Source organism: Dongia sp. agr-C8, assembly GCF_054658695.1.
The window spans coordinates 23,716-46,475 of the sequence record NZ_BAAGHZ010000002.1; the positions used below are offsets into that span (position 1 = coordinate 23,716).

The window sequence follows — 22,760 nt, forward strand, 5'->3', positions numbered from 1 at the left end:
TCAAGGCTTGAACACCTTCAACCGCACCCAGGCCGACACCGTCCGGCGCGGATGCAGGGTCAGCAGCGGGCCATCGCGGCGATGGACATCCGCCAGCCCATTGCCGGGCCAGGTCGTGTTGGGCTCGATCCCGATCAGCCGCGTCCTGCCCGACCAGGGCGGCTCCGGTGTGCCTTCGAGCTCGATCCACAGCCAGGCACAGGGGAAGACCGCCTCGTCCCAGGTCAGCGTGACCGCGATCGCGCCATCCAGCCGCCGGATCGAAGCCCAGGGCTTGGCAAAATCCAGAAGATACGCCATCGCCGTCATCGGCACATGTGGATGGTCGAGGCGATAGGGCGCGGCCTTGCCCGGGACAACCGGCCAGTCCGCGCCGACACCGGGTTTGAGCGGATTGAGGGGAGGATCGAACCGATCATCGACCGCGACCCGCCGCGCACCGCACCCGATCTCGAAGGGCGCGGCGAGAAGGTCGGAGCCGAAGCTCGGATGATGCCCCCACATGACAGCGAGCGGATGCTTGCCGTGCGAGGTAATCGTCTCTCGGATCGTCAGAGACTCGCCCTCGACGACGAAATCGCGCTGCATCTCGACCGGCACCGTCTCGAAGCGCCGGCGCAGGCGGAGGCGCTCGGAGACTCGATCAACGTCCCAGACCGCCAGCGAGGCTTCGCCGTGGAAGCCATGGAGCACGCCGTCGAAGCTGCAGGCATCGCCGCCATTGGGGAACAGCAGCGGCCAGCCACCCGAGTAGTAGGTCAGCCAGACACTCTCGTCGGGCGCCGCAACCGTCGCGGCCGGGCCCGGCAGTGGCTTCCACGGCACGGTGCCGAGGACCGACAGGCCTTCCGCCTTGTGCACCACGGAGGTGACGGTTCCGCCGAGCTGCGGATCGACGGTGACTCGGAGATCCGCCGTCTCGAGCCGGATCGGCTCGGTCATTTGATCGCGCCCGCCATCAGGCCGCGGATGAAATATTTCTGGAAGGCGATGTAGAGGATGATCATCGGCGCACTGCCGATCGCCATCCCCGCCATGACCAGCGGGATCTGGTTCTCGTAGCGGCCCTGGAACACGCTGATCCCGGCCATCAGGGTGCGCTTGGCGTCGTCCTGCAGGAAGATGATGGCGATCAGCAGGTCGTTCCAGACATAGAGCGCGTTCACCACCAGCAAGGTCAGCAGCGCCGGCAAGGACAGCGGCAGGACGATCCGCCAGAGGATCAGGAAATCGCCCGCCCCGTCCATCCGCGCCGCCTCGAACAGCTCCTTCGGCAGGGTACGGAAGAAGGTGGTGAGCAGATAGACCGAGAAGGGCGTGATCAGGCCGGCATAGATCAGGATGGCACCCTCATAGGTGCTGATCAGCCCGATCCTTGAATAGAGCACGAAGAGCGGCACGATCATCACCACCGGCGGGATCGCCATCAGCGCGACCGAGATCGAGAACAGCAGGTTGCGGCCCTTGAACTGCATCCGCGCGATCGCATAGGCGCCGAGGCAGGAGACCGCCGAACTCAGCAGCACCGATCCGCCGGCGAGGATCGCGCTGTTCAACATCCAGTGGAAGAACGGGCTGTCGAACAGCACCATGTTGAAATGGTCGAAGACCAGGGCCTGGGGGAAGCCGACCTTGTTGAAGGTGTATTCCTCGTCGCTTTTCAGCGCCGTCATGATCATGAAAATGGTCGGCACCAGGGCGATGAAGACGGCGATCAGCAGCACGACCTGCTTCAACACGGTATCGACGCCGACCAGCGCAGGCGCGGGCGGCGCGGCGGTCTTCACGGGCGTCTCGGCCGTCATGCCACTTCCTCCTCGTTGGCGCGGCGCCGCACCGCGAACAGCGGCACGATCAGCAGCAGCGAGACCAGGAACAGCAGCACCGAGACTGCGGAGGCGATGCCGGGCAGGTTCTGCCGTACCACCGCGCCGAAGATGTAGAGCTCGACCACCATGGTCGAGGTGCCCGGCCCGCCGCGCCCGCCGCCCATGATGTAGACATAGGCGAAGACCGAAGAGAGCATGGTGATGACGCTGACGACCACGTAGAACTCGATCACCACCCGCATCTGCGGCAGGATGATGTAGCGCACCCGCTGCCACCAGTTGGCGCCGTCGAGCCGCGACGCCTCCAGCAGCGATTCATCGAGATTGAGCAGGCGCGCCAGGAACAGCACGATGCCGAGCGCCGCCTCGCGCCAAATGATCAGCAGCATCACGGTCCAGAGCGCGTAGTCCGAATTGCCGATCCAGTCCAGCGCCAGGAAATCCGCACCGAGCCAGCGCAAGGCCTCGTTCACTGGGCCGTTGAACTGGAACATCTTCTTCATGATCGCGGCGATGATCGGCACCGCCAGGATGTAAGGCACGAAGATCACGATCCGGTAGAGTTTCCAGCCCTTCAGCCGGTCATAGAGCAGGATCGCGATCAGCAGCGACCAGGCCACCATGATCGGGATCGCGACCAGCAGCATCAGGTTGTGCCGCACCGCCTCCCAGAACAGGTCCTGGCCGAAGATGAGCTCGTAGTTCCGCAAGCCGATCCAAGGCCCGTCGATGCCGCGGATCTGCTTGAACGAATACTCGAAGATCTGCACCAGCGGATAGCCGAACACGAACAGCAGCAGGGCCAGCAGCGGCGCGATGTAGAGATAGGGCTTCAGGCGCGAGGTCTGGTCCATCCGTGTTCCACTCGGTCGTCATCCCCGGGCTTGGCCCGGGGATCCCTGAGTTCATGTCTCTAAGAAGTAACTCGTGGATGCCCGGGCCAAGCCCGGGCATGACGGTACTTTGTTTGGCTGGAGGATGCGAACTCTCAGCCGAGATCCTTCGCCCACTTCTTGTAGTGATCGACCATGTCCGGGTTGAAGTCGCGCCATTCCTTGGCGACCTTGGCGGCGAGCGCGCCGGCTTCGGTGCCGGTGATCTTGCCGGCGACCACCTGCTGGCCGGCCGGCAACAGCGCCTGCTCGTACCACTGCCCCGGCACCACGTTGGCGACATAGGGGATGTTCTCGCCCTGGCCCCAGCGCTTCCACATCGCCACCACCGAAGGATCGGTGATGACCGAGGTGTCGAAGGTGCTGTTGGACGGCAGCCATCCGGTCTTCTCGTGCAGCAGTGCCAGCTGCTCCGGCGCCTGCATGAACTCGAGGAAGGCGGCCGCGGCCTTCGGGTCCTTGGCATCCTTGGAGATGCCGATGCCCTGGGCGTCGAAGATCGGCTTGCCGGCGAGCTTGCTCTTGCCGAAAACCGGCATGACCATGGCGCCGATCTTGCCGTTGGTCGCCTTGCTGTCGGCCGGCATGCGCGAGCCGATCGATTCGCCCATCGCCACCTTGCCGGCGACGATGAGATCAATGCCCGGGTAGAGCTCGGTCGAGGACATCTCCGGGTTGAGGAAGCCGGCCTTCTTCAGTTCTTCAAGCTTCACCCAGGGCGCGTGATAGGCCGGATCCTCGAAGCTGCGCTCACCGGTGAAGAGCTCGACCGCCTGACCGGGGGAATCCACGCATTGCGCCAGGCCATGGCCGAAAAACCACTCGCCCCAATAGCCGTCCTGGATGCCGCCGCCGACCGGCGACATGCCGGCAGATTTCAGCTTCTCGCAAGCGGCCAGGAAACTGTCCCAGGTCTCCGGCGCCGCTTCCGGATCGAGCCCGGCCTTCTCGAACATGTCCTTGTTGTAGATCCAGATCATCGGCAGCGGATACCAGCCAAGGCGATAGGTATGGCCGTCATAGTTGCTGAGCAAAGTCGGCTGCGACGCCTTGATCACGTCGTCCTTCACGAGGCCGTCGAGATTCTGCAGATAGCCGAGCCAGACGCTCTCCATGTGATAGATGCCGTTCCACAGGAACTGGATGTCCGGCGCATTGCCGGCCGCCGCCGCGGTCTGGAACTGCGAGATCACCACCGCGGTGTCCTGCAGCATCGGCTTCACGGTCGCGGCGGTGTAGCGCTTCACCACTTCATCGACATAGCCCTGGAGGCCGGGCAGCTCCTGCTCGCCCCACCACCACATGGTCATCTCCTCGGCGGCGCGGGCGCGCCAGGCCGGGAACGCACTGCCGGCGAGAGCGCCGGCGCCGAGCGCCGCGGAAGCCTGCATCAGCCGGCGGCGCGAAAAGTTCGTCGTCTTGGTCATGGTTCGTGCCTTCCTGTTGGTTCTTGTTTCAAAACGTCGTCATCAAGCCGCCATCGACCACCAGCAGTTGGCCGGTCATGTAGCGGCAATAAGAAGAGGCGAGGAAGATCACCGTGCCGGAGACATCCTCGGGGAAGCCGGTGCGGCGCAGCGGAATCTTGCCACGCTTCACATACCATTCGATGAAATCGGGCGTTTCCGTCTCGTCGACGCCGTTGACGAAGGACATCGGCGTGCGCATGAAGCCCGGCGCCACCGCGTTGACCAGGATGTTGTGCGGCCCCAATTCCACCGCCATCGACTGGGTATAGGCGATGATCGCGCCCTTGGCGGCGTTGTAGGACCCGACCTCGCCCGACGAGGCGAAGCCCTGGATCGAGGCGACGCTGATGATCCGGCCCTGCTTCCTCGCCACCATATGCGGCGCGACGAGCTTCGAGCCCATGAAGACGGATTCGAGATTGATCGCGATGGTGCGGCGCCAGTTCTCGAGCGTGTCGTTGAGAATCGTCAGCGACGGGGGATTGATGGCCGCGTTATTGACCAGCACGTCGATCCTGCCCTGTTTGGCGGCGACGTCGGCGACGATCTTGCCATAGGTCTCGTAATCCGTGACGTCGAGCCGATAGGGCATCGCCTTGTGCCCTGCGGCGGTGATCTCCGCCGCGGTTTTCTCCAAGGTATCGGCATTGCGCTCGAGCAGCACCACGGTCGCGCCTTCCGTCGCCATCTCGAGCGCGATCGAGCGCCCGAGCCCCTGCCCGGCGCCGGTGACGATGCAAACCTGATCCTGCAGCAACGCCATTATGCCTCGACCTGTTCGATGCCGTTTTCCGGCATTCTGGAACTTGTTCTGATATGATGGACAATACTATGCTGCCGGTGAAATCGGCGGTCAAGCCGTGCGAAATCAGGGAGATAGGAACGATGACGGCGCCGCGGAGTCTTTCGACGCTCACCAACCTCGGCCATGCCCTCGATCATCCGGAAGCGGTCGCCTGGGGGCCGGACGGAAGGGTCTATGCCGGCGGCGAGGCAGGGCAGCTCTATCGCATGGGCCTCGATGACTCGATCTGCGAACAGATCGCCAAGGTCGAAGGCGGATTCCTGTTGGGCCTCGCGCACGACGCCGACGGCAATACCTATGCCTGTAACGACCGCGGCCCCTGCGTCAACCGGATCACGCCGCAAGGCGCGGTCTCGGTCTATTGCAACGGCAATACGGAACAGCGGATGCGGGTGCCGAACTATCCGGTGTTCGACGATGCCGGCAATCTCTACGTCTCGGACAGCGGCGATTGGGGCAAGCAGAACGGCTGGATCTGGAAGATCGCGCCCGGCGGACAGGCCGAGATCTGGGATCGAAGCGCCAACGGCTTCACCAACGGCATGTGTCTCGCGGCCGACGGCAAGGCGCTCTATGTCGTCGAATCCTCGCCGCCGCTGATCTCCAAGGTCGAGATCAAGGCCGACGGCTCGGCCGGCAAGCGCAGCGTCGTGGTCGAGCTGCCGCGCACCGTCCCGGACGGAGTTGCCTTCGACCAGAGCGGCGATCTCTATATCTCGCTTTATAATCCCAACATCATCTACCGCTACACCGCGAAGGGTGATCTCATCACGCTCTATGACGACTGGGAGCAGTTGATGCTGGTGGCGCCGACCAACATCGCCTTCGGCGACCCCGACATGAAGACCCTGATCATCGCCAGCCTCTGCGGCTGGTCGGTGCATTCGGCGCCGATGGAAGTGCCCGGACTGCCCATGCGATATCCGAAGATCGGCTGACATCAGAACGTCGCCGAGGCGCCGCCGTCGACCATGAGGATCTGGCCGGTGACATAGCGCGCGTCGTCGGAGCAGAGGAAGAAGGCCGGCCCCGCCATGTCGTCGGGATTGCCGAAGCGCCGGAGCGGGATGCGGCCGTATTTCACATAGATGTCGCGGAACCAGTCGGCATCGTATTCGTGGCTGCCATCCGGCTGGATCGACATCGGCGTATCGACGAAGCCCGGCGCCAGCGCGTTCACCATGATGCCGTGCGGCGCCAGATCGCAGGCCAGCGCCCGGGTGAAATTGACGATGGCGCCCTTCGCGGTCGAATAGGGAACCGCATCCGGCCAGCCGCGGACGCCCATGATCGAGGCGATGTTGAGGATGCGCCGCCCTTCCCCACCCTTCTTCAGCAGCGGCACGAAGGCGAGGGTTATGCGGATGGCGCCATCCTGGTTGACCCGGATCACTTCGTGATAGCGCGCCATGGTGAGCTTCTCGATCCCGGTGCCGTCGGAGATCGCGGCGTTGTTGACCAGGATCTCGCAGCGGCCGTGCTTGGCCTCGATCTTCGCCGCCAGGGCCGCGACGCTGGCATCATCGCCGATATCGACCGCGCAGCCGCAAGCGGTGCCGCCCGCAGCGTTGATCTTGGCCGCGGCGCCCTTGGCCGCCGCCTCCTTGATGTCGGCGATCACAACATGCGCGCCCTCGTCGGCGAAGCGGCGGGCGATGCCGAAGCCGATGCCTTGGGCGCCGCCGGTCACGACCGCGACGCGTCCATCCATTCGCTTGGCAGGACGTTCCGTCATCTCGCCTCAAGCCACCCGATACTTCTTCACCACGTCCCAATCGACCTCGACGCCGAGGCCGGGCTTCTTCGGCAGCGGGATCGTGCCGTCGGGCCGGAACTCCAGTTCCTCATGCGCCAGCTCTCGGCGCAGCCTTTCCACGCAGAGCTGCGGCGGCAGGTATTCGATGAAGGCGCAGTGGTTGGTGACGAAGGCCATATGCGCCGTGCCGGAGATCGAGATCCCGGTCTTCCAGCAATGCGGCACGATGGTGCGGCCACGCGCCTTCGCCATGTCGCAGACGATGGTCGCCTCGCCGATCCCGCCGACCCGCCCCACATCGGGCTGCGCCACCTGGACCTTGCCGATGTCCATCAGTTCCTCGAACTCGAAGCGGGTCGCCAGCCATTCGCCGAAGGCGATCTTCATCGGCGCCTTGGCGACCAGCTTCGCCATCTCATGGACATTGTCCGACCAAAGCGGCGTCTCCAGGAAATAGATGTCGTACTCGCCCCAGTCCTGCACGGTCCTCAGGCAGGTTTCGGCGTCCTCCCAGAGATACTGCACGTCGACCATGAGCGTGACGTCGTTGCCGATGGTCTTGCGCACCGCCTTCAGCACCTCGGTATGGCGCTCATAGCTTTCGCGCATGCCGCCATGGGCATAGGGGCCGTTCATGGTGATCTCGGTCTTCATCGCCTTGAAGCCCAGCGCCTTGGCCTTCTCCGCGGAGGCGCAGAGCGCGTCGCGATATTCCTCGAAGCGATGCCCGGCCGGCTGCAGCGAGGCATAGGGAGTGATGAAGTCGCGCGTGGCGCCGCCCAGCAGCGCATGCACCGGCTTGCCCACCGCCTTGCCGCAGAGATCCCAGAGCGCCATGTCCACCGCGCTCATGGCATGGATCACCATCCCGCGGCGGCCGTTCATCGCGGTGCCGAGATACATCTTCTTCCAGAGCGCGCCGATCTGAAACGGGTCCTCGCCGATCAGCATCTCCTTGATGCAGAGGCCCATCGTGTGCGTGCCGGGCGCCTCGACGCAAGCCTTGGCCATCCAGGGATTGGCATCGCATTCGCCGACGCCGCTGACCCCGCCGTCGGTGTGAATGATGACGATGAAACTGTCCTGCGCCGAGGAGGTGAAGCTGGCGTCATAGTCCGGCGCCAGCAGCACATGGCATTCGACATCGGTGATCTTCAGCTTGGGCGCGGCGCCTTCGAGCTTCGGCGAGATGGTCTGGAACGGCATGTTCTTTCCCTGCGTGTTCAAACGTTCACCAGGCCGCCGTCGATCGGCAACACGGTTCCGGTGATGAAGGAGGCCTGGTCGGAGGCGAGGAAGGCCGTGGCGCTGGCGATCTCCTGCGGCACCGCGATCCGGCCGAGCGGGTGCATCGCCGCCAGGGTCTTCAGGCCTTCCGCCTCGCCGCCCGGCATGCCGGAGGCGTAGTTGCGGGTGAGCGGTGTGTCGATGACACCCGGTGCGATCACATTGGCGCGCAGGCCACGCTTGGCATAATCCGAGGCGATGCAGCGCGCGAGATGCTGCAGCCCGGCCTTGGCGACGTTGTAGGCGACATCACCCTCCCAGGCGACCAGGCCGCAGACCGAGCCGATGAAGACCAAAGCCGGCTTGTTGCCCTGGAGCAGGGTCGGGATCAGCGCCTTGGAGAGAAAGAAAGCCGCGTTGAGATGGAGGTCCATCATCTTGTCCCAGAGCGCTTCCGAGGTCTCGTGCGTCACCGCGGTCTGAGTCACGTCGACGCCCGCCGAATGGACGAAGATGTCGAGCCCGCCCAGGCCCGCGACCACCTCCTGCGCGGCCCGCGCGATCTGCTTCCGGTCGGTGAGATCGGCCTTCACGATCAGATGCCCGCCGCCCGGCAGCGCCTTCGCCATCGCCTCGGCTTCCTTCGCGTGGGTAGAAGCGCCGATCGCGACCTTGGCGCCTTCCTCGGCGAAGGTCTTCACGATGGCGGCGCCGATGCCGCTGGAGCCGCCGGTGACATAGGCCCGTTTGCCGGAGAGCAATCCCGTCATTCGCCCATCCTCCTCAGCGTGTGGTGAAGCCGCCGTCGAGCGCGATCGCCTGGCCGGTCATGAAGCCCGCGAGATCGCCGGCGAGATAGACCGCGAGCTCGCCCACCTCCTCCAGCCTGCCGGGCCGCGGGATCGGGTGCATGCGGCGCTTGAACTCGATGACCTCTTCCCAGTTCGGCTCGAGTTTCGCGACCTCGATGGCAAGATCGGTCTCGATGAAGCCCGGGCAGATCGCATTCACGCGCACATTCTTGTCGGCGAAATCCATGGCGGCGGATTTCACCAGTCCGATGACGCCCGCCTTGCCGGCGCAGTAGGCCGCGCGTTCCTTCTGTCCGGTGAGGCCGAACATCGAGGAGATGACGATGACCGAGGCGCCGTTGGCTTTGAGCAAATGCTCGGCGCCGAAGCGCATCGCCAGGAAGGGCGGCAGCAACGAATGGTCGGTGATGCGTTTGAACTCCTCGACTGGCGTGTCGAAGATCGGCGTTTTGCCGCCCGCACCCGCGCTGACCACGATCGTGTCGATCCCGCCCATGTAGTCGGCGGCGGTCCGGGTCACGCGCTCTACGTCCTCCGCCAGCGTGGCATCGCCCGCGGCATAGCCGGCCCGGCCGCGCTGCTTCAGCCTGCCACGCGCTTCGGCCAGCACCTTCTCGCGGCGACCGGAGAGGAAGACGGTGGCGCCCTCGCGGGCCATAGCTTCGGCGCAAGCAAAGCCGATGCCCGTGCCGCCGCCATAGACCAGCGCCTTCTTGCCCGGAAGTCTTGCCACGCCCGTCCCTGTGCTTGCTGCGCGGCATCTTGCGGCCGCTTTCTACTGGGCAGATTGGCAGTCCTGCGCTAGGATGTCGACATAATAAATGTATACAATCTTACAAACTCGAGAAATCAATGCCGCGCCGCCGTCTCTCCCCCACCACTGCCCCTGCCGAGCCCGTTCCGCAGGTCCTCGCCATGGCGCCGGCTGCCGGCCTGGCCGAGCGCGCGGCGGAGGCGATCGTGCTCGGCGTCGCATCGGGCGCACTGCAACCCGGCCAGCGCCTGGTCGAGGTCGAGCTCGCGCGCCTGCTGCAGATGAGCCGCGTGCCTTTGCGCGAGGCGCTGAAGATTCTCGAGGCCCAGGGTATCGTCGAAAGCACGCCGCACCGCGGCACCCATATCGCCGGCTTCGACGAAGCGCGGATCGACGAGATCTGCGAGGCGCGCCTTGCGCTGGAGAAGATTGCGATGCGCGGGGCGATGACCGCCTATCGGCGCGAACCGGCGCTGCTCGCGCGCCTCGACCGGATCATGGCCGCCATGGAGCGGGCCGCCTCGCATTTGGAATGGATCGAGATCAGCCGGGCCGACCTCGACTTTCACCGCGAGATCTGCCGCGCCTCGGGCAATGCTATCGTGCAGAAGCTGTGGGACGCCCTCGCCCGCCACGTCCTCATCGTCTTCGGCAAGGAGATTCGCAGCGAGCGCGACGCCAAGGCCATCCTCGCGCAGCACAAGAAGTTGCGCGATATCCTCGCCGCCGGCAAGCTGGATGCGCTGGACGACGAGCTCGACCAGCACATCCACCGCCTGCAGCGCCGCAAGGGCCGCGCGCGCTAGCTCAAGCTGGGTGTCTTGTAGAGCACCTTGCCGCCGACCTTGATCTCGGCGTCGATCAGGTACTTCTTCACCGCCGCAAGATCGATCTCGATGCCGAGGCCCGGCGCCTCCGGCACCACCACCTCGCCCTGGGCATTGGGGGCGATGTGGGTCTTGCACATCTCCCAGGCCATCGGCTGCGGCCGAACCGGGTATTCGCAGATCTTGTGGTCCTTGAGGCCGGCGAAGGGCTGGATCGAGGCGCAGAGCGCCAGATGCGTGGTGAAGGTGTGGTTCACATAGGTGACGCCCTTCCCCACCGCATAGTCGGCGACCTGCTTCGCCGGGCCGATCCCGCCGATCCGGCCGCAATCGATCTGGATGAAGCCGACGCCGCCATAGTCGATGGTGTGCCGCGCCATGAAGATATTGTGCGCGGCCTCGCCGCCGGCGAGGCGCACCTTCGTGCTCCGCTTCGCCAGCGCGCCATAGGCCTCGTAGGCGCTGCCGTTGAACGGCTCCTCGAACCAGGTGGCATTGACGCCTTCGAGCGCCGGCAACCGCGCCGCCGCCGCCTCGACATCCTCGCCGAAGATCTGGCCGGCATCGATCAGCAAGGTTCCTTCCTTGCCGATGCCCTCCCGCGCCGCCTGGAGATGATCGGCATCGTCCTTCAAGGTGCCGCGGCCGAAGGGACCCCAGCCGCACTTGACCGCGCGATAGCCGGCATCGCGCGCCGCCTTGCAGAGCGTCAAGGTCTCCTGCGCGGTGTCACCGAAGAGCTGCGAAGCATAAGGCAGCTTGGGATAGGCCTTGTCATAGCCGAGCAGCTTGTAGACCGGCACACTCTCCCTTTTGCCTAGGAGATCCCAGAGCGCGATCTCGATCCCCGACCAGGTGTGCGCCGCCTGCAGCAGGTCCATGCAGTTCCACTGGATGGTCGCGGCAAGGCGCGCGATATCTTTCGGCGAAGAGACGTCCTCGCCCAGGACCTGCGACGAGACCGGGCGGCAGGCGCCGTGCGACATCGGCGCGATCGATGAGGCAATCGACGTGAGCGGCGAGGCCTCGCATTCGCCCCAGGCCTCGATCCCGCCGGCGCGCACCCTGACCAGCAATGCGTCCTGGCTGCCGTCGCCGGCATCGGTGACGACCGGCATGGAAATGTAGAAGAAATCAATCGACTCGATTTTCATGATTCGTCCTTGTTCTACGCGATGTGTTTGCAGCCGCCGGTTCCGGCGGCCAGTCGGCCAGCTCGTTTAGTTTGTCGATATTGTGATGGCAGCGCAGCCGCAAGCCGCCCGTGCTTTCCCGCCAGGGCGGGCGCGTGGTGTCGCAGATCGCGCCGATCTTCCAGGGACAACGCCCGGCGAAGACACAGCCTGGGCTGCCGCGCTTCGGCTCGCCGGTCTTCGCTGTATCGCCCGTGGCCGGCGGCTGCAGCGGTACCGGCACGGCGTGCAGGAGGGTATGCGTATAGGGATGGAATGGTGAGGCAAATATCCGCTCGACCGGCCCGACCTCCATCACCTCGCCGCCATAAAGCACGCAGACATGGTCGGCGAGCATCCGCACCACGGCAAGATCGTGCGAGATGAACAGCATGGCGATCGCATGATGAGCCTTGAGCTTCTGCAGCAGCTTCAGGATGCTTGCCTGCACCGAGACATCCAGCGCCGAGAGGATCTCGTCGCAGAGCAGCAGCGACGGCTCGGCCGCCAGCGCCCGGGCGATCGCCACCCGCTGACGCTCGCCACCGGAAAGCTGGTCGGGGAAACGCGCGGCATAGCTGCCGTCGAGCTGCACGTCGGCAAGCGCTTCCGCCACCGTCCTTCGCGCCTGTGCCCGGTCGAGATGGAAGAAATAATGCAGGGGCCGGGCGATGGTCTCGCCGACCCGCGCCCGCGGGTTGAGCGAAGCATCCGGGTTCTGGAAGATGTACTGGATCCGCCGCCGCTCGTCGCTGCTGCGGCGGTTGACCCGCTCCGCCAGCGGCCTTCCGTCCAGCGCGACCGTGCCCCCGGCCGGCGGCACCAGCCCGCTGATGGCGCGGGCGATGGTCGACTTGCCGCTGCCGGACTCGCCCACCAGCGCGAAGACCTCGCCCTGGCGGATGGCGAAGGAGACATCGCTCACCGCGCGGAACGCCTTCTCACCGCGGCCATAGTGGATATCGAGCTTGTCGATCGAGAGTAGCGGCATCTCGCCCGTTGCCCGCGGCAAGGACGGCACTTCGATCGGCTCGGACGGCAGTGGCGCGATCTCCTGCCAGCGCCAGCAAGCCACCGTGCTATCCGGCCCGGTCCGCTCAGACCGTTGCGGCTCGGCGAAACAGCGGTCCTGCGCGAAATCGCAGCGTGGGCTGAATGGACAGCCGGCCGGCAGTTCGCCCCGGCGCAAGAGGCTGCGCAATGGCCGCTCGCGCTCCGCCGTGACGAAATCGATGCGCGGGATCGAGCCAATCAGCCCGCGAGTATAGGGATGCTTGGGCGCGGTGAAGATCATATCGGTCGGCGCGACCTCGACCATCTTGCCCGCATACATCACGCCAATCCGGTCGGCGATCTGCGACAGCAGCGCCAGGTCGTGTGTCACATAGAGCATGGAAAGGCCGATCCGCGCCCGGAGTGCGATCAGCAGCGAGACGATCTGCTCCTGTGTCGTGACATCCAGTCCAGTCGTCGGCTCGTCCAGCACCAGGAGGTCCGGATCGCAGCACAGCGCCATGGCGATGCAGACCCGCTGCTGCTGGCCGCCGGAGAGCTGGTGCGGATACCGCCGCAAGAAGCCGGGATCGACCGGCAGACCGACCAGTTTCAGATACTTGCCGACAACTTGATCCGCGCCGCCGAGATCCTTGGCGCGCCCATGTGCGACCATGGTCTCGGACACCTGTCGTCCGATGCGGATGCCGGGGTTGAGCGCGGTGGTCGGATTCTGTGGGATGAAGGCGATCTTCTCTCCGCGCAGCCTGTCGAGCTCAGGGCGGGACAATGCCAGAAGATTCTGGCCCTTGAACAACACCTGCCCCGCTTCGGCTTTCATCGAAGGATGGCGATAGCCGAGCAGCTGCAGCGAGACCGTGGACTTGCCGCAGCCGGATTCGCCGACCAGGCCGAACACCTCGCCCTTCTTCAATGCGAATGAGACGTCATCGACCGCACGCGACCAGCCGCCACCCTGCCGGTAGGCGACGGAGAGGTTGCGCACTTCGAGGATCGTGTCCGGCGTCATTGGTTGCCCAGCCGCACGGTGCGCCCGAGGATTCGCGCGAGACCTTCCGTGAAGAGGTTGAGACCGACCACCAGCGAGGCCAGTGCCAGGCCCGGCCCCAGCACCGTGATCGGCGTGATGATGATGAGCGCGCGGTTCTCGCTGATCATCAGCCCCCATTCCGGCGTCGGCGGGCGCAGGCCGAAGCCGAGGAAGCCGAGCGAGCCGATCAGAACCGGTGCGTAGCCGGCCCGCAGCGCGAACTCGACCAGCAGCACGCTGGTAGCATTGGGCAGCAGCTCGCGGCGCATCACCGACCAGGCGCTCTCGCCGCGGAGGCGCGCCATGGTGACATAGTCGCGGGTCGCGATGTCGATCGCCGCCGCCCGCGCCATGCGGGCGATGCGCGGCGCGTAGACCAGCGCCACCACCAGCACAACCAGCACCGGGTTGCCGGAAAGCTGTGGGCCGGCGGAGGCGATGGCGATCAACGCCAGGACAAGGAAGGGAATGCTGATCAGGGCTTCCAGCACGCGCTGCAGCGCATTGTCGAACCAGCCGCCGATATACCCGGAGAGCAATCCCAGGATCGCGCCGACCACCAGCCCCAGCGCCGTGCCGGAGAGCGAGAGCAGGATCACGATATGGCCACCGTGGACCACGCGGCTGAACACATCGCGGCCGAGCTGGTCCACGCCGAAGGGATGCTTCCAGGTCATGCCGGAAAGCGGAATGCCGGTGCCCATCTGCGAGAAGCCATAGGGCGCCCAGAAGGGACCGGTCGCGGCGATGATGACATGCAGCAGCAGGATCACCAGACCGATACGGAAGCTCTGCGGCGTCTGCCGCCAGAGACTCCGCCATTTCCAGGAGGCGTGCGGCGCCATGTCGGTCGTCACCGCCATTAAGCCGTCCTCAGGCGCGGGTTCAGCAGCACGGCGGCAATGTCGGCGATGAGATTGGCGCCGACATAGACCACGGCGGCGATCATCACCGTCGCCTCGATCACCGGCAGGTCGCGCAGTTGCAGCGAATCCACCAGCTGGCTACCGAAGCCCGGATAGGAGAATACCTTCTCCACCACCACCACGCCGCCGACCAGATAGGCGAGGTTGAGCGCGGTCACGTTCAGGGTCGGCACCAGCGCGTTCGGCAAGGCATGGCGCAGCAGCACGCGCCGCGCCGACAGGCCCTTCAGCTCCGCCATGCGGATGTAGTCGGAATCCAGCACCTCGATCAGGTTGTCGCGCAGCATGCGCACTGCATAGACCGCCATGACGATGGCGAGGGTCAGCGCCGGCAGGGTGGTCGCCATCAGATAGTCCGTGGCGGTCGAACTGTGATCGACCAGCGAGATCGCCGGGAAGAAGCGGAACACCACCACGAACAGAAAGAGCAGGATGGTCGCGAGCAGGAAATCCGGCATCGAGAGCAGGACCAGGGTGACGACCGAGAGCGCGTGGTCGCTGGGCTTGTCGCGACGGATCGCCTGGATGATCGCCGGCATCACGGTCAGCGGCAGATAGAGCAGGAAGGCGTAAGCCGAGAGCACGACCGTGTTGAAGATGCGCGGCGCCAGGATCTCGGTGACCGGCCGGCTGGAGACCAGCGACTGGCCGAAGTTCCCGGCCACGAAATGCGACAGCCAGTGCCAGTAGCGCACCACCGCGGGATCGTAGAGGCCCAGCTTCTCGCGCAGAGCGTTCAAGGTCTCGGGCGTCGCGTCGCGCCCCAGGATGCGGCTCGCAACGTCGCCGGGCAGGATCTCCAGCACGAAGAAGATGATCAGCGAGACGAGAAGCAGCGTCAGCAGCGAGAGCAGGATCCGCGTGGCGACGAGCTTCAGGATCGACAAGGGTAATCTCCGCCTCGGCCCTCAGAAAAGAAAAGCGCCCGGATGCCGATCCCGAACCGGCATCCGGGCGAGGGTCGAGCTTACTTGCTGCAGCTCAGATCTTCAAAGTTCAGGTTGAAGTTCTGCGCCCGCGGGGTGTAGCCCTCGCAACCCTTGCGCAGCGCCAGAACCTGGTGGACGAACATCGGCAGCACCAGGCCGCCTTCCTTGGCCAGCAGCTCGCCGGTCTGCTGGAACAGCTTCTGCCGCTCGGCATCGTCGACCGTGGTGTTTGCCTTCAGCAGAAGCGCGTCGTAATCCGGCCGCTCCCAATGGGTCTCCTTCCACTTCGCGGTCTGGACATAGGCGACGGCGAGGCCCTCTCCCGGCGGCCGCATCGACCAGGCCGAGGTCACAGCCGACTGCTTCAGCCAGACATCGTCCCAGAAGCTCTCGGCCGGGGTGACGATGACGTTGATGTCGATCCCCGCGGCCTTCGCCTGCTCGGCGTAGACCTGGGCCATGCGCACCATGCCCGGCACGCCCTCGGCAGTGTAGAGGTCGAACTTCAGGCCGTCCTTATGACCGGCCTCGGCCAGCAGCGCCTTCGCCTTCTCGATGTCCTGCTTCGGCGCTTCCTTGACATAGGAGTTCGGGTTGCCGACCGGCACCGGGTTGTCGGCGCCGGGCTCGCCATAGCCGAGCAGCACGGTATCGACCATCGCCTGGCGATCGACCACCAGCTTCAGCGCCTCGCGCACCTTCGGATCGTCGAAGGGCTTGGCATCGACCCAGAAGGAGATGGTCATCGAGTTGGAAGCGCCGGTCTCCAGCAGGGTCACCGATGGGTCGTCCTTCAGGGTCGGGATCACCGAGGGATCGACGTTCAGCATCAGGTCGACCTGGCCGGCTTTGAGCGCGGAGACCGCGGCGACCGCTTCTTGCGCCACCGTGATGCGCAGGCAGTCGGCCTTCGGCTTGCCCGCATCCCAGTAGTTCGGGTTCTTCTTCAGGATGCGGACCGGCGCGTTCGGCGTGAACTCTTCCTGCATGAAGGGCCCGGTGCCGTCACCGTGCAGGACGAGGTCCTCGTGCTTGGCGCCGTCGGGCACGATGTTGGTGAACTTGTTGCTGATCAGCACCGGCAGCTCGACCACAGGCTTCTTGGTGGTGAAGGTGACGGTCTTCGCGTCCGGCGCCTTGATGCCGTCGGGATCAAGGAACTCCAGCACCGCGCGGGCGCCGGAGCCGAGCTTCTCGTCCAGGAGGCGCTTGAAGGTGTAGACCACGTCGGCCGAGCTGAAATCCTTGCCGCTGTGGAATTTGACGCCGTCGCGCAGCTTGAAGGTCCAGGTCAGGCCGTCGGCCGAGACCGACCACTCGGTCGCGAGCTCGGGGATGACCTTGAAGTTGTCATCGACATCGACCAGGCGGTTGTAGACCGCGAAGGTGTGATAGGCATCGTCGCCGGAATGCATGTCGGCAGGATCCATCGACTGCTTCTCGCCGCTCCACTCGTAGCCGAGCACCTTCACGCATTCGTCGCCGGCCGCCGCCATGGCCAGGTTCGCCGCGCCGGATACCGCGATGGCAAACGCCGCCGCACCGGACATCAGTTTCATGAGTCTCATTGCGCCTCTCCCTGTTGCTTGCCCCGCGTCCGTTGGCTGGATCGCTGGTTGAATTGCGATTTCCAGAATACCGGACTGTTGTACGTATTCCCAGAATGCTAGGGTAGGCTGAATCAGGAGTCAATCTAGGACCGATGGGCCGGGAGAGCCGAATGGCGCGGATCAAGTTGCGCGGAATGACCTGGGGACATCGGCGCGCCATCGACCCACTGCTGGCGACCAAGGCGCTGTTCGAACAGCGACATCCGGAAATCGAGATCGAATGGGCCTCGCGCCCGCTGAGCGGCTTCGAGTTCACGCCGGTGCCGGACCTCGCCCGTGACTACGACTTGATCGTGCTCGACCATCCGTTCTGCGGCGAGATCGCGACCACCGGTTGCCTGCTCGCCGTCGACGACGCCATTTCGTTCTCCGGTGGCAACCGCTATGTCGGTCCCTCGCTGGAGAGTTACAGCTATGCCGGCGCCTGCTGGGCGGTGCCGATCGACGCGGCAGCCCAGGTCGCGGTCTCGCGGCCCGACCTGCTGCAGGCGCTGGAGGCGACGCCGCCGGCCGATTGGCGCGCGTTGATCGCGCTGGGCGAGAAGGCATCGCGAAGGGCCCTGAAGCTCGCGATCGGCCTCAAGGGCGTGCACAGCCTGATGACCTTCTTCACGCTCTGTGCCAACCTGGGCATGCCCTGCTCGACCGATCCGGAGCGGCCGCTGGTCGATCGCGATACTGCCCGGCAAGTCCTCGATCATATCCGTGCCCTGCTCGCCTATTGCCCGAGAGAGGCGCTCGACTGGAACAGCATCGAGCTCCATGACGCGATGGTCACGCGGGACGATCTGGTCACCTGCCCCGCCGTCTATTGCTACGCCACCTATGCCGAAAGCGATCAGCGCAAGCCGCTGCGCTTTCATGACCTGCCGGGGCCGATGGGTCCCGGCGGCTCCACCATCGGCGGCACCGGCCTTGGCCTCTCCGCCTACCGCGGCAATGACGAGGCCACGCGCGCCTATGCGCGCTTCGCCGCCTCGCCCGAGGTGCAGCGCCTGTTCGCCACGCACCACGGCCAGCCGGCCCGGCGGGAAGTATGGACGGATACCGCCGTCGATGCCCGCTTCGGGCGTTGCTACGCTGCGACCCTCAAGACCATGGAAGCCTGCTGGATCCGGCCCCGCTTCCCCGGCTATCTCGGCTTCCAGGCCAAAGGCGGCGATCTCATCGAGCAGCATCTCCGCGGGCAGATGGACGAAGCGACGCTGCTGGATAGGTTGCAGCGGGCGTTCGCGGCCAGCGGCAAGCGCGCCTAGCGGGCGCCGAGGCGCTTCGAGAGTTCCGCGGCCGCGGCGCAGACCTTCTTGGTCAGCGCTTCGCGGTTGGTCTTGCCCAGCCGATGCTCGGGGGCGACGATGCTGATCGCGGCGACACAGCGGCCGGTGCCGTCGATCACCGGCGCGGCAACGCAGCCGGCATGCTCGTTGGTCTCGTTCAGTTCCGAGAAGAAGCCCTGCTTGCGCGCCTTGCGCACCTGCTGGATGAACTTGTCGATCTCGACCGTGGCGCGGCCGGTCGGCGACTGCCGCACCGATTTGCTGAGCAAGCTGGTGAGCTCGTTGTCGTCCAGGTCGGAGACCAGCAGCCGGCCCGACGCCGCCCAGTTGACCGGCACACGGGAGCCGACCCGGCTGATGATGCGGACCGGATGCGAGCCCTCCTCCTTCAGGAGCACCAGCATCATGTCGTTCTCGAGCACCGAGAGCTGTACGGTCTCGCCGCAGTCGTTGCGCAGTTCCTCGACGATCTGGCTGCCGTCGCGCAGCAGGTCGACCTGGGCGCGGTAAGCCATGCCGAGCTCGAACAGCTTGCGGCCGAGGGTGATCCCGCCGCCGCGGCGGCCGGGCTCGAGGTAGCCGGAATCGGAAAGCGTGCGGACCAGCTCGTAGGCGGTCGATTTCGGAATCTGCAGCGCGCTCACGATCTCCCCGATGGTGGTCGGCGCGTCGAGCTGCAGCAGGAACTCGAAGATCTCCAGCGCGCGGCGCACGCTGCGCGACCCGCCCGCCTCCTCGGCATTGGCCGCGGCCTGCGGCGCGGCGGCAGCGCGCGGCTTCGCCCGCGTCTTTGCGTCTTGTCTCATTCCATCAATTCCAGCATTCTGGATTAGTATCCAATATTTCGGACGGCCGGGCAATGGTCGTCCAGCAGGGGGCCGCCAAGGCGCGGTGGGGCAAATGAAGATAACCGATATTGAGGTGATCGAACTGCGCACCCCCGGCTGGACCGGGGAAACGTTCGACGGGTCATACGACAATTGCTTGGTGCTCGTCCACACCGACGCCGGGATCACCGGCATCGCGGAAGTGGACTCCGTCCCTGCGGTCATCAAGGCGATCATCGAAGCACGCCGATCGCATTCCCATGCCTATGGCTTGAAGGAGGCGGTGCTTGGTCAGGATCCTCTCAATCCGCCGGCGGTCTGGGACCGGATGTATGACCTCACCTCCTATTACGGCCGGCGCGGCGTCGTGATCCACGCGATCAGCGCCATCGACATCGCGCTCTGGGACATCAAGGGCAAGGCGGAAAAGAAGCCGCTCTCCGACCTGCTCGGCGTCAAGAAACGCGACCGCCTGCTCGCCTATGGCACGGTCTATCCGCTCGGCGAAACCCCAGACGAAGTGCGCTTCAACATCGACCGCGGGCTGAAGCGGGGCTTGAAGGCGATCAAGATCGTGGCCGACCCGCATTGGCGCCATGACTTGAAGAAGACCGAACTGCTGATCCGCACCGCGCGCCAGCATGTCGGCCCGGACATCAAGCTGATGTGCGACGCCGCCACCGCCTGGACCGAGGCGGAGCAAGGCCTGCCCCTGGTGCCGATCTTCCGCGACAACGGCTTCCTCTGGCTTGAGGCGCCCTTGCCGATCGACGATCTCGCCGGCCATGCCCGCTTCGCCGGACAGGGGGTGCCGATCGGCGGCGGCGATCTCGGCCTCACCACCCATTTCGAGTACGAGACCGCTTTCGATGTCGGCAAGATCGACATCGCCCAACCCGACGTCACCATGGCGGGTGGTCTCACCGAGTTGGTGCGGATCGCCGATGCCGCGAAGAAGCGCGGCAAGCGTGTGGTAACCCATGGCTATAAATCCAACATCACGATCGCCGCCAACCTCGCTTTCCTGTCGCAGCATTGGGCCGACGAGCCCTGCGAATACTCGACCAGCGAATCCGAATTGCGCTGGGAACTGACCAACGAGCGCTTCGATCTTGGGCCGGATGGACGGATCCAGGTGCCGACCGCGCCCGGCCTCGGTGTCTCGCTCAACATGAAGACGGTGGAGAAGTACCGGGTCGGGTGATGCCGGCCCAACACGGGCGGGTCCGACCTCTTTTCAAATCCAGATCTACGCCAAGTCTTTGATTCCAGATTGGTCCTGGATGCGTCCGTGTGACGCGAATCTTGATTCTGTCCGGGTCCTGTCCGTGACGCGGTGCAGCATGAATCAGGGTTCTTTGGCATCCCTGGGACACCAGGGCACGTCGGGGCCGCCCCAATGCATCAGATATTCGGCTCTCGAGTTCGGCTTCGGGACCTCAATGCAGCGCCGCCCCGGGTCGCGAACCGGATCGTAGCGATGCGCGGGCCAGACCAGCATGAAGATGATGCCGAGCCCGAGCAGAATGAGTGGCGACCTCACCATCCGTATATTGTAGAGATCGGGTGCGGGCCGATCAAGCAATTCAACCGTCGCTAGAATTCAGACGGTGCTAACGGTCGGTGCGCAGGCGTTGCACCAAGTCTTCGTTGAGATCGATGCCGAGGCCCGGAGAATTCGGCAGATCCATATAGCCGTCCTTCACCGCCGGCTCCGGCGAGACCAGCTCGCGGCGCAGCAGGGAGTCGAAGACTTTCGGCGAGACATATTCGAAGACCGGCGAGGGTGCGCAGGCGGCGTGGAAGTGCCGGCCGGCCGCCGAGGTGATGCCGGTCTTCCAGCCGTGCGGCACGACTTCGGCGCCCATCAGCTCGCAGAGATCGGCGATGCGGCGGATCTCGGTCAGGCCGCCGCCGCGGCCGATGTTGGGCTGGACCACGCCGACCTTGCCGCGGGTCAGCCATTCGCGGATTTCGAAGCGGGTGGCCGCCGCCTCGGCGCCGCCGATGCGAATTCTGCTCCGCGTGGCAAGCTCGGCATGGCCGTCGAGGTCGTCGTGCTGCAACGTCGCCTCGGCGAACAGGATGTCGCAATCCTCGACCCGGTCGAGCAGCCAGAGCGCGTCATGCCAGTTGTGCCAGCGATAGCCGAAGTCCACCGCCATCTGAATGCCGTCGCCCAGCATCTTGCGCCCGCGCTTGATGAGCTCCACCAGTTCACGATCGGTGACGAGGTCATCGAACAGCACCTCCATCTTCACCGCGCGGAAGCCGAGATCGACCGCTGCCTCGAACTGCCGGGCGATCTCCTTCATCAACACCTCGATACCGCGGCCATGCGGCATGCCGGGGAAGATGGTGCAATAAGGCCGGATGCGCGGGCGGCGCGCGCCGCCCATCAGCTTGTAGGCCGGCACGTTGTGCTGCTTGCCGGCGAGGTCGTAGAGTGCGATGTCGATGGCGGAGAGCGCATGGATGCCGAGGCCGCGCCGGCCCGGCCAAAAGGTGCCGTCATAGAGCTGCTGCCAGATGCCCGCAGCCTCGATCGGGTCGGCGCCGATCAGGATCTCGCTCACGTTGCGGCTCCAGAGATGCGCGGTCGGCATCTCCAGGAAGGCCTTCACCACATGGGGCGGCGCGTCGCACTCGCCGATCCCGGTCTTGCCGTCCTCGCCGGTCAGCCTGACGATGACGGTGTCGGTCGTGCCGTCGAGGTCATCGGCGACCGCATCCGGCGCCGCCAAGGGAATGACTTCGATGGCTGCGATCTTCCCCATGTTGGCTCCCCTGGTTCAGTAAGTCGCGCGGCCACCCGAGAGATCGAAGGTGAAGCCCGTGGTGAAGCTGCAGGCCGGTGAGACGATCCAGGCGATCAGCTTCGCCGCCTCGTCGAGCTCGCCGCAGCGCTTCATCGGGATCTTCGCGGTCATGTAATCGACCGTCGCCTGCGGCAAGGCATCGACCATCGCGGTGCGGATGACCGCCGGCGCCAGGGCGTTGATGGTGATCCCCTGCTCCACGTAGTCCTTGGCCAGACTCTTCACCATGCCGATCAAGCCGGCTTTGGTCGCGGAATAGGCGGTCATGCCGGCATTGCCCTCCTTGCCGGCGATCGAGGCCACGTGCAGCAGCCGTCCGTATTTCCGGGCGATCATGTGCGGCAGCACCGCCTGGGAAACCAGCATCGCGCCCCTGAGGTTCACCTGGTAGACCCGGTCGAAATCCGCCATCTCGACCTGGTGGCCGGGAACATTGGTCTTGCCGGTGATGCCGGCGCAATTCACCAGCGCGTCGATGCGCGCCAATGACTGCAGCGCGGCGTCGATCGACTTCGCGTCGACCACGTCGACCATCGCGGCGCTCGCGCGGCCGCCGCCGGCCATGATCGCGGCGGCCGTCTCCTTCGCCGCGGCGCCGTCGCTGTCGAGGCAGGCCACCGCAACCCCCTGGCGCGCCATCACCTCCGCCGCAGCGCGGCCGATGCCGCGACCGGCGCCGATCACGGCGACCGCGTAGTCGCGATCGTCGAAGTAGTTCAGCAAGATTGCCTCCTCCGGAATCCCGAGGAGTCGTCATATCGCCAAATGTCGATGCCGTCCAGTA

General features: G+C 65.3%; 22 protein-coding genes. 4 read left to right on the forward strand and 18 right to left on the reverse strand.

Going from position 1 to position 22,760, the window contains the following annotated elements; all coding sequences use genetic code 11:
* The 5 genes from ACYQ4T_RS07480 to ACYQ4T_RS07500 form a co-directional block, all read right to left on the reverse strand.
* Window positions 1-942, reverse strand: coding sequence for an aldose epimerase family protein (locus ACYQ4T_RS07480; RefSeq protein ID WP_459852115.1), 942 nt, complete (start codon window positions 940-942; stop codon window positions 1-3).
* Window positions 939-1,805 carry a carbohydrate ABC transporter permease gene (locus ACYQ4T_RS07485; protein ID WP_459852117.1) on the reverse strand — a complete coding sequence of 289 codons (867 nt, stop codon included), beginning with the start codon at window positions 1,803-1,805 and terminating at the stop codon, window positions 939-941. The genes ACYQ4T_RS07480 and ACYQ4T_RS07485 overlap by 4 nt, the downstream gene beginning before the upstream one ends.
* Complete coding sequence (locus ACYQ4T_RS07490; RefSeq protein WP_459852119.1) at window positions 1,802-2,683, reverse strand: carbohydrate ABC transporter permease; 882 nt, start codon at window positions 2,681-2,683, stop codon at window positions 1,802-1,804. Before ACYQ4T_RS07490 ends, ACYQ4T_RS07485 begins: the two co-directional genes overlap by 4 nt.
* Window positions 2,684-2,817: 134 nt before the next feature.
* Window positions 2,818-4,149: an ABC transporter substrate-binding protein gene (locus ACYQ4T_RS07495; RefSeq protein ID WP_459852121.1), complete on the reverse strand. Its 1,332-nt coding sequence runs from the start codon at window positions 4,147-4,149 to the stop codon at window positions 2,818-2,820.
* 28 nt (window positions 4,150-4,177) lie between these two features.
* On the reverse strand, window positions 4,178-4,954 hold the full coding sequence (locus ACYQ4T_RS07500; RefSeq protein WP_459852123.1) for an SDR family NAD(P)-dependent oxidoreductase: 777 nt from the start codon (window positions 4,952-4,954) through the stop codon (window positions 4,178-4,180).
* A gap of 122 nt (window positions 4,955-5,076) precedes the next feature.
* On the opposite strand from ACYQ4T_RS07500, the gene ACYQ4T_RS07505 reads away from it, so the two are divergent.
* Complete coding sequence (locus ACYQ4T_RS07505; RefSeq protein ID WP_459852125.1) at window positions 5,077-5,934, forward strand: SMP-30/gluconolactonase/LRE family protein; 858 nt, start codon at window positions 5,077-5,079, stop codon at window positions 5,932-5,934.
* Window positions 5,935-5,936: 2 nt separating this feature from the next.
* Here ACYQ4T_RS07505 and ACYQ4T_RS07510 read toward each other — a convergent pair whose 3' ends face one another.
* Genes ACYQ4T_RS07510 through ACYQ4T_RS07525 form a run of 4 tightly spaced genes read right to left on the reverse strand, consistent with a single transcriptional unit; the run spans window position 5,937 to window position 9,524 of the window.
* Window positions 5,937-6,731: an SDR family NAD(P)-dependent oxidoreductase gene (locus ACYQ4T_RS07510; RefSeq protein ID WP_459852127.1), complete on the reverse strand. Its 795-nt coding sequence runs from the start codon at window positions 6,729-6,731 to the stop codon at window positions 5,937-5,939.
* A gap of 6 nt (window positions 6,732-6,737) precedes the next feature.
* Complete coding sequence (locus ACYQ4T_RS07515) at window positions 6,738-7,958, reverse strand: mandelate racemase/muconate lactonizing enzyme family protein (RefSeq protein ID WP_459852129.1); 1,221 nt, start codon at window positions 7,956-7,958, stop codon at window positions 6,738-6,740.
* A 17-nt stretch (window positions 7,959-7,975) separates the two neighbouring features.
* Window positions 7,976-8,749, reverse strand: a complete 774-nt coding sequence (locus ACYQ4T_RS07520) for an SDR family NAD(P)-dependent oxidoreductase (RefSeq protein ID WP_459852132.1) — start codon at window positions 8,747-8,749, stop codon at window positions 7,976-7,978.
* Between the two features lie 13 nt (window positions 8,750-8,762).
* On the reverse strand, window positions 8,763-9,524 hold the full coding sequence (locus ACYQ4T_RS07525; protein ID WP_459852134.1) for an SDR family NAD(P)-dependent oxidoreductase: 762 nt from the start codon (window positions 9,522-9,524) through the stop codon (window positions 8,763-8,765).
* A gap of 119 nt (window positions 9,525-9,643) precedes the next feature.
* Between ACYQ4T_RS07525 and ACYQ4T_RS07530 the strand changes: the two genes are divergently transcribed.
* Window positions 9,644-10,351 (forward strand): GntR family transcriptional regulator, encoded by a 708-nt coding sequence (locus ACYQ4T_RS07530; protein WP_459852136.1) that lies wholly within the window; start codon window positions 9,644-9,646, stop codon window positions 10,349-10,351.
* Here ACYQ4T_RS07530 and ACYQ4T_RS07535 read toward each other — a convergent pair.
* From ACYQ4T_RS07535 to ACYQ4T_RS07555, 5 genes are all read right to left on the reverse strand, one after another.
* Window positions 10,348-11,526, reverse strand: coding sequence for a mandelate racemase/muconate lactonizing enzyme family protein (locus ACYQ4T_RS07535; RefSeq protein WP_459852138.1), 1,179 nt, complete (start codon window positions 11,524-11,526; stop codon window positions 10,348-10,350). The two genes, ACYQ4T_RS07530 and ACYQ4T_RS07535, sit on opposite strands and share 4 nt — an antisense overlap.
* Window positions 11,507-13,567 carry an ABC transporter ATP-binding protein gene (locus ACYQ4T_RS07540; RefSeq protein WP_459852140.1) on the reverse strand — a complete coding sequence of 687 codons (2,061 nt, stop codon included), beginning with the start codon at window positions 13,565-13,567 and terminating at the stop codon, window positions 11,507-11,509. The genes ACYQ4T_RS07535 and ACYQ4T_RS07540 overlap by 20 nt, the downstream gene beginning before the upstream one ends.
* Window positions 13,564-14,451 carry an ABC transporter permease gene (locus ACYQ4T_RS07545; protein ID WP_459852142.1) on the reverse strand — a complete coding sequence of 296 codons (888 nt, stop codon included), beginning with the start codon at window positions 14,449-14,451 and terminating at the stop codon, window positions 13,564-13,566. The genes ACYQ4T_RS07540 and ACYQ4T_RS07545 overlap by 4 nt, the downstream gene beginning before the upstream one ends.
* Complete coding sequence (locus tag ACYQ4T_RS07550; RefSeq protein ID WP_459852144.1) at window positions 14,451-15,401, reverse strand: ABC transporter permease; 951 nt, start codon at window positions 15,399-15,401, stop codon at window positions 14,451-14,453. Before ACYQ4T_RS07550 ends, ACYQ4T_RS07545 begins: the two co-directional genes overlap by 1 nt.
* A gap of 80 nt (window positions 15,402-15,481) precedes the next feature.
* The gene (locus ACYQ4T_RS07555) at window positions 15,482-17,011 is read right to left on the reverse strand and encodes an ABC transporter substrate-binding protein (RefSeq protein ID WP_459852146.1); all 1,530 of its coding nucleotides are present in this window, start codon (window positions 17,009-17,011) and stop codon (window positions 15,482-15,484) included.
* Window positions 17,012-17,163: 152 nt separating this feature from the next.
* Here ACYQ4T_RS07555 and ACYQ4T_RS07560 point away from each other — a divergent pair, with 152 nt between their 5' ends.
* Window positions 17,164-18,309: an extracellular solute-binding protein gene (locus tag ACYQ4T_RS07560; protein ID WP_459852148.1), complete on the forward strand. Its 1,146-nt coding sequence runs from the start codon at window positions 17,164-17,166 to the stop codon at window positions 18,307-18,309.
* Here ACYQ4T_RS07560 and ACYQ4T_RS07565 read toward each other — a convergent pair.
* The gene (locus tag ACYQ4T_RS07565) at window positions 18,306-19,136 is read right to left on the reverse strand and encodes an IclR family transcriptional regulator (protein WP_459852150.1); all 831 of its coding nucleotides are present in this window, start codon (window positions 19,134-19,136) and stop codon (window positions 18,306-18,308) included. The genes ACYQ4T_RS07560 and ACYQ4T_RS07565 overlap by 4 nt on opposite strands.
* Before the next feature lie 94 nt (window positions 19,137-19,230).
* Between ACYQ4T_RS07565 and ACYQ4T_RS07570 the strand changes: the two genes are divergently transcribed.
* Window positions 19,231-20,361 carry a mandelate racemase/muconate lactonizing enzyme family protein gene (locus tag ACYQ4T_RS07570; RefSeq protein ID WP_459852152.1) on the forward strand — a complete coding sequence of 377 codons (1,131 nt, stop codon included), beginning with the start codon at window positions 19,231-19,233 and terminating at the stop codon, window positions 20,359-20,361.
* A 144-nt stretch (window positions 20,362-20,505) separates the two neighbouring features.
* Here ACYQ4T_RS07570 and ACYQ4T_RS07575 read toward each other — a convergent pair whose 3' ends face one another.
* From ACYQ4T_RS07575 to ACYQ4T_RS07585, 3 genes are all read right to left on the reverse strand, one after another.
* On the reverse strand, window positions 20,506-20,703 hold the full coding sequence (locus ACYQ4T_RS07575) for a hypothetical protein (RefSeq protein WP_459852154.1): 198 nt from the start codon (window positions 20,701-20,703) through the stop codon (window positions 20,506-20,508).
* Window positions 20,704-20,770: 67 nt separating this feature from the next.
* On the reverse strand, window positions 20,771-21,934 hold the full coding sequence (locus ACYQ4T_RS07580; RefSeq protein WP_459852156.1) for a mandelate racemase/muconate lactonizing enzyme family protein: 1,164 nt from the start codon (window positions 21,932-21,934) through the stop codon (window positions 20,771-20,773).
* Window positions 21,935-21,949: 15 nt separating this feature from the next.
* Window positions 21,950-22,699, reverse strand: a complete 750-nt coding sequence (locus tag ACYQ4T_RS07585; protein ID WP_459852158.1) for an SDR family NAD(P)-dependent oxidoreductase — start codon at window positions 22,697-22,699, stop codon at window positions 21,950-21,952.
* Window positions 22,700-22,760 lie beyond the last annotated feature (61 nt).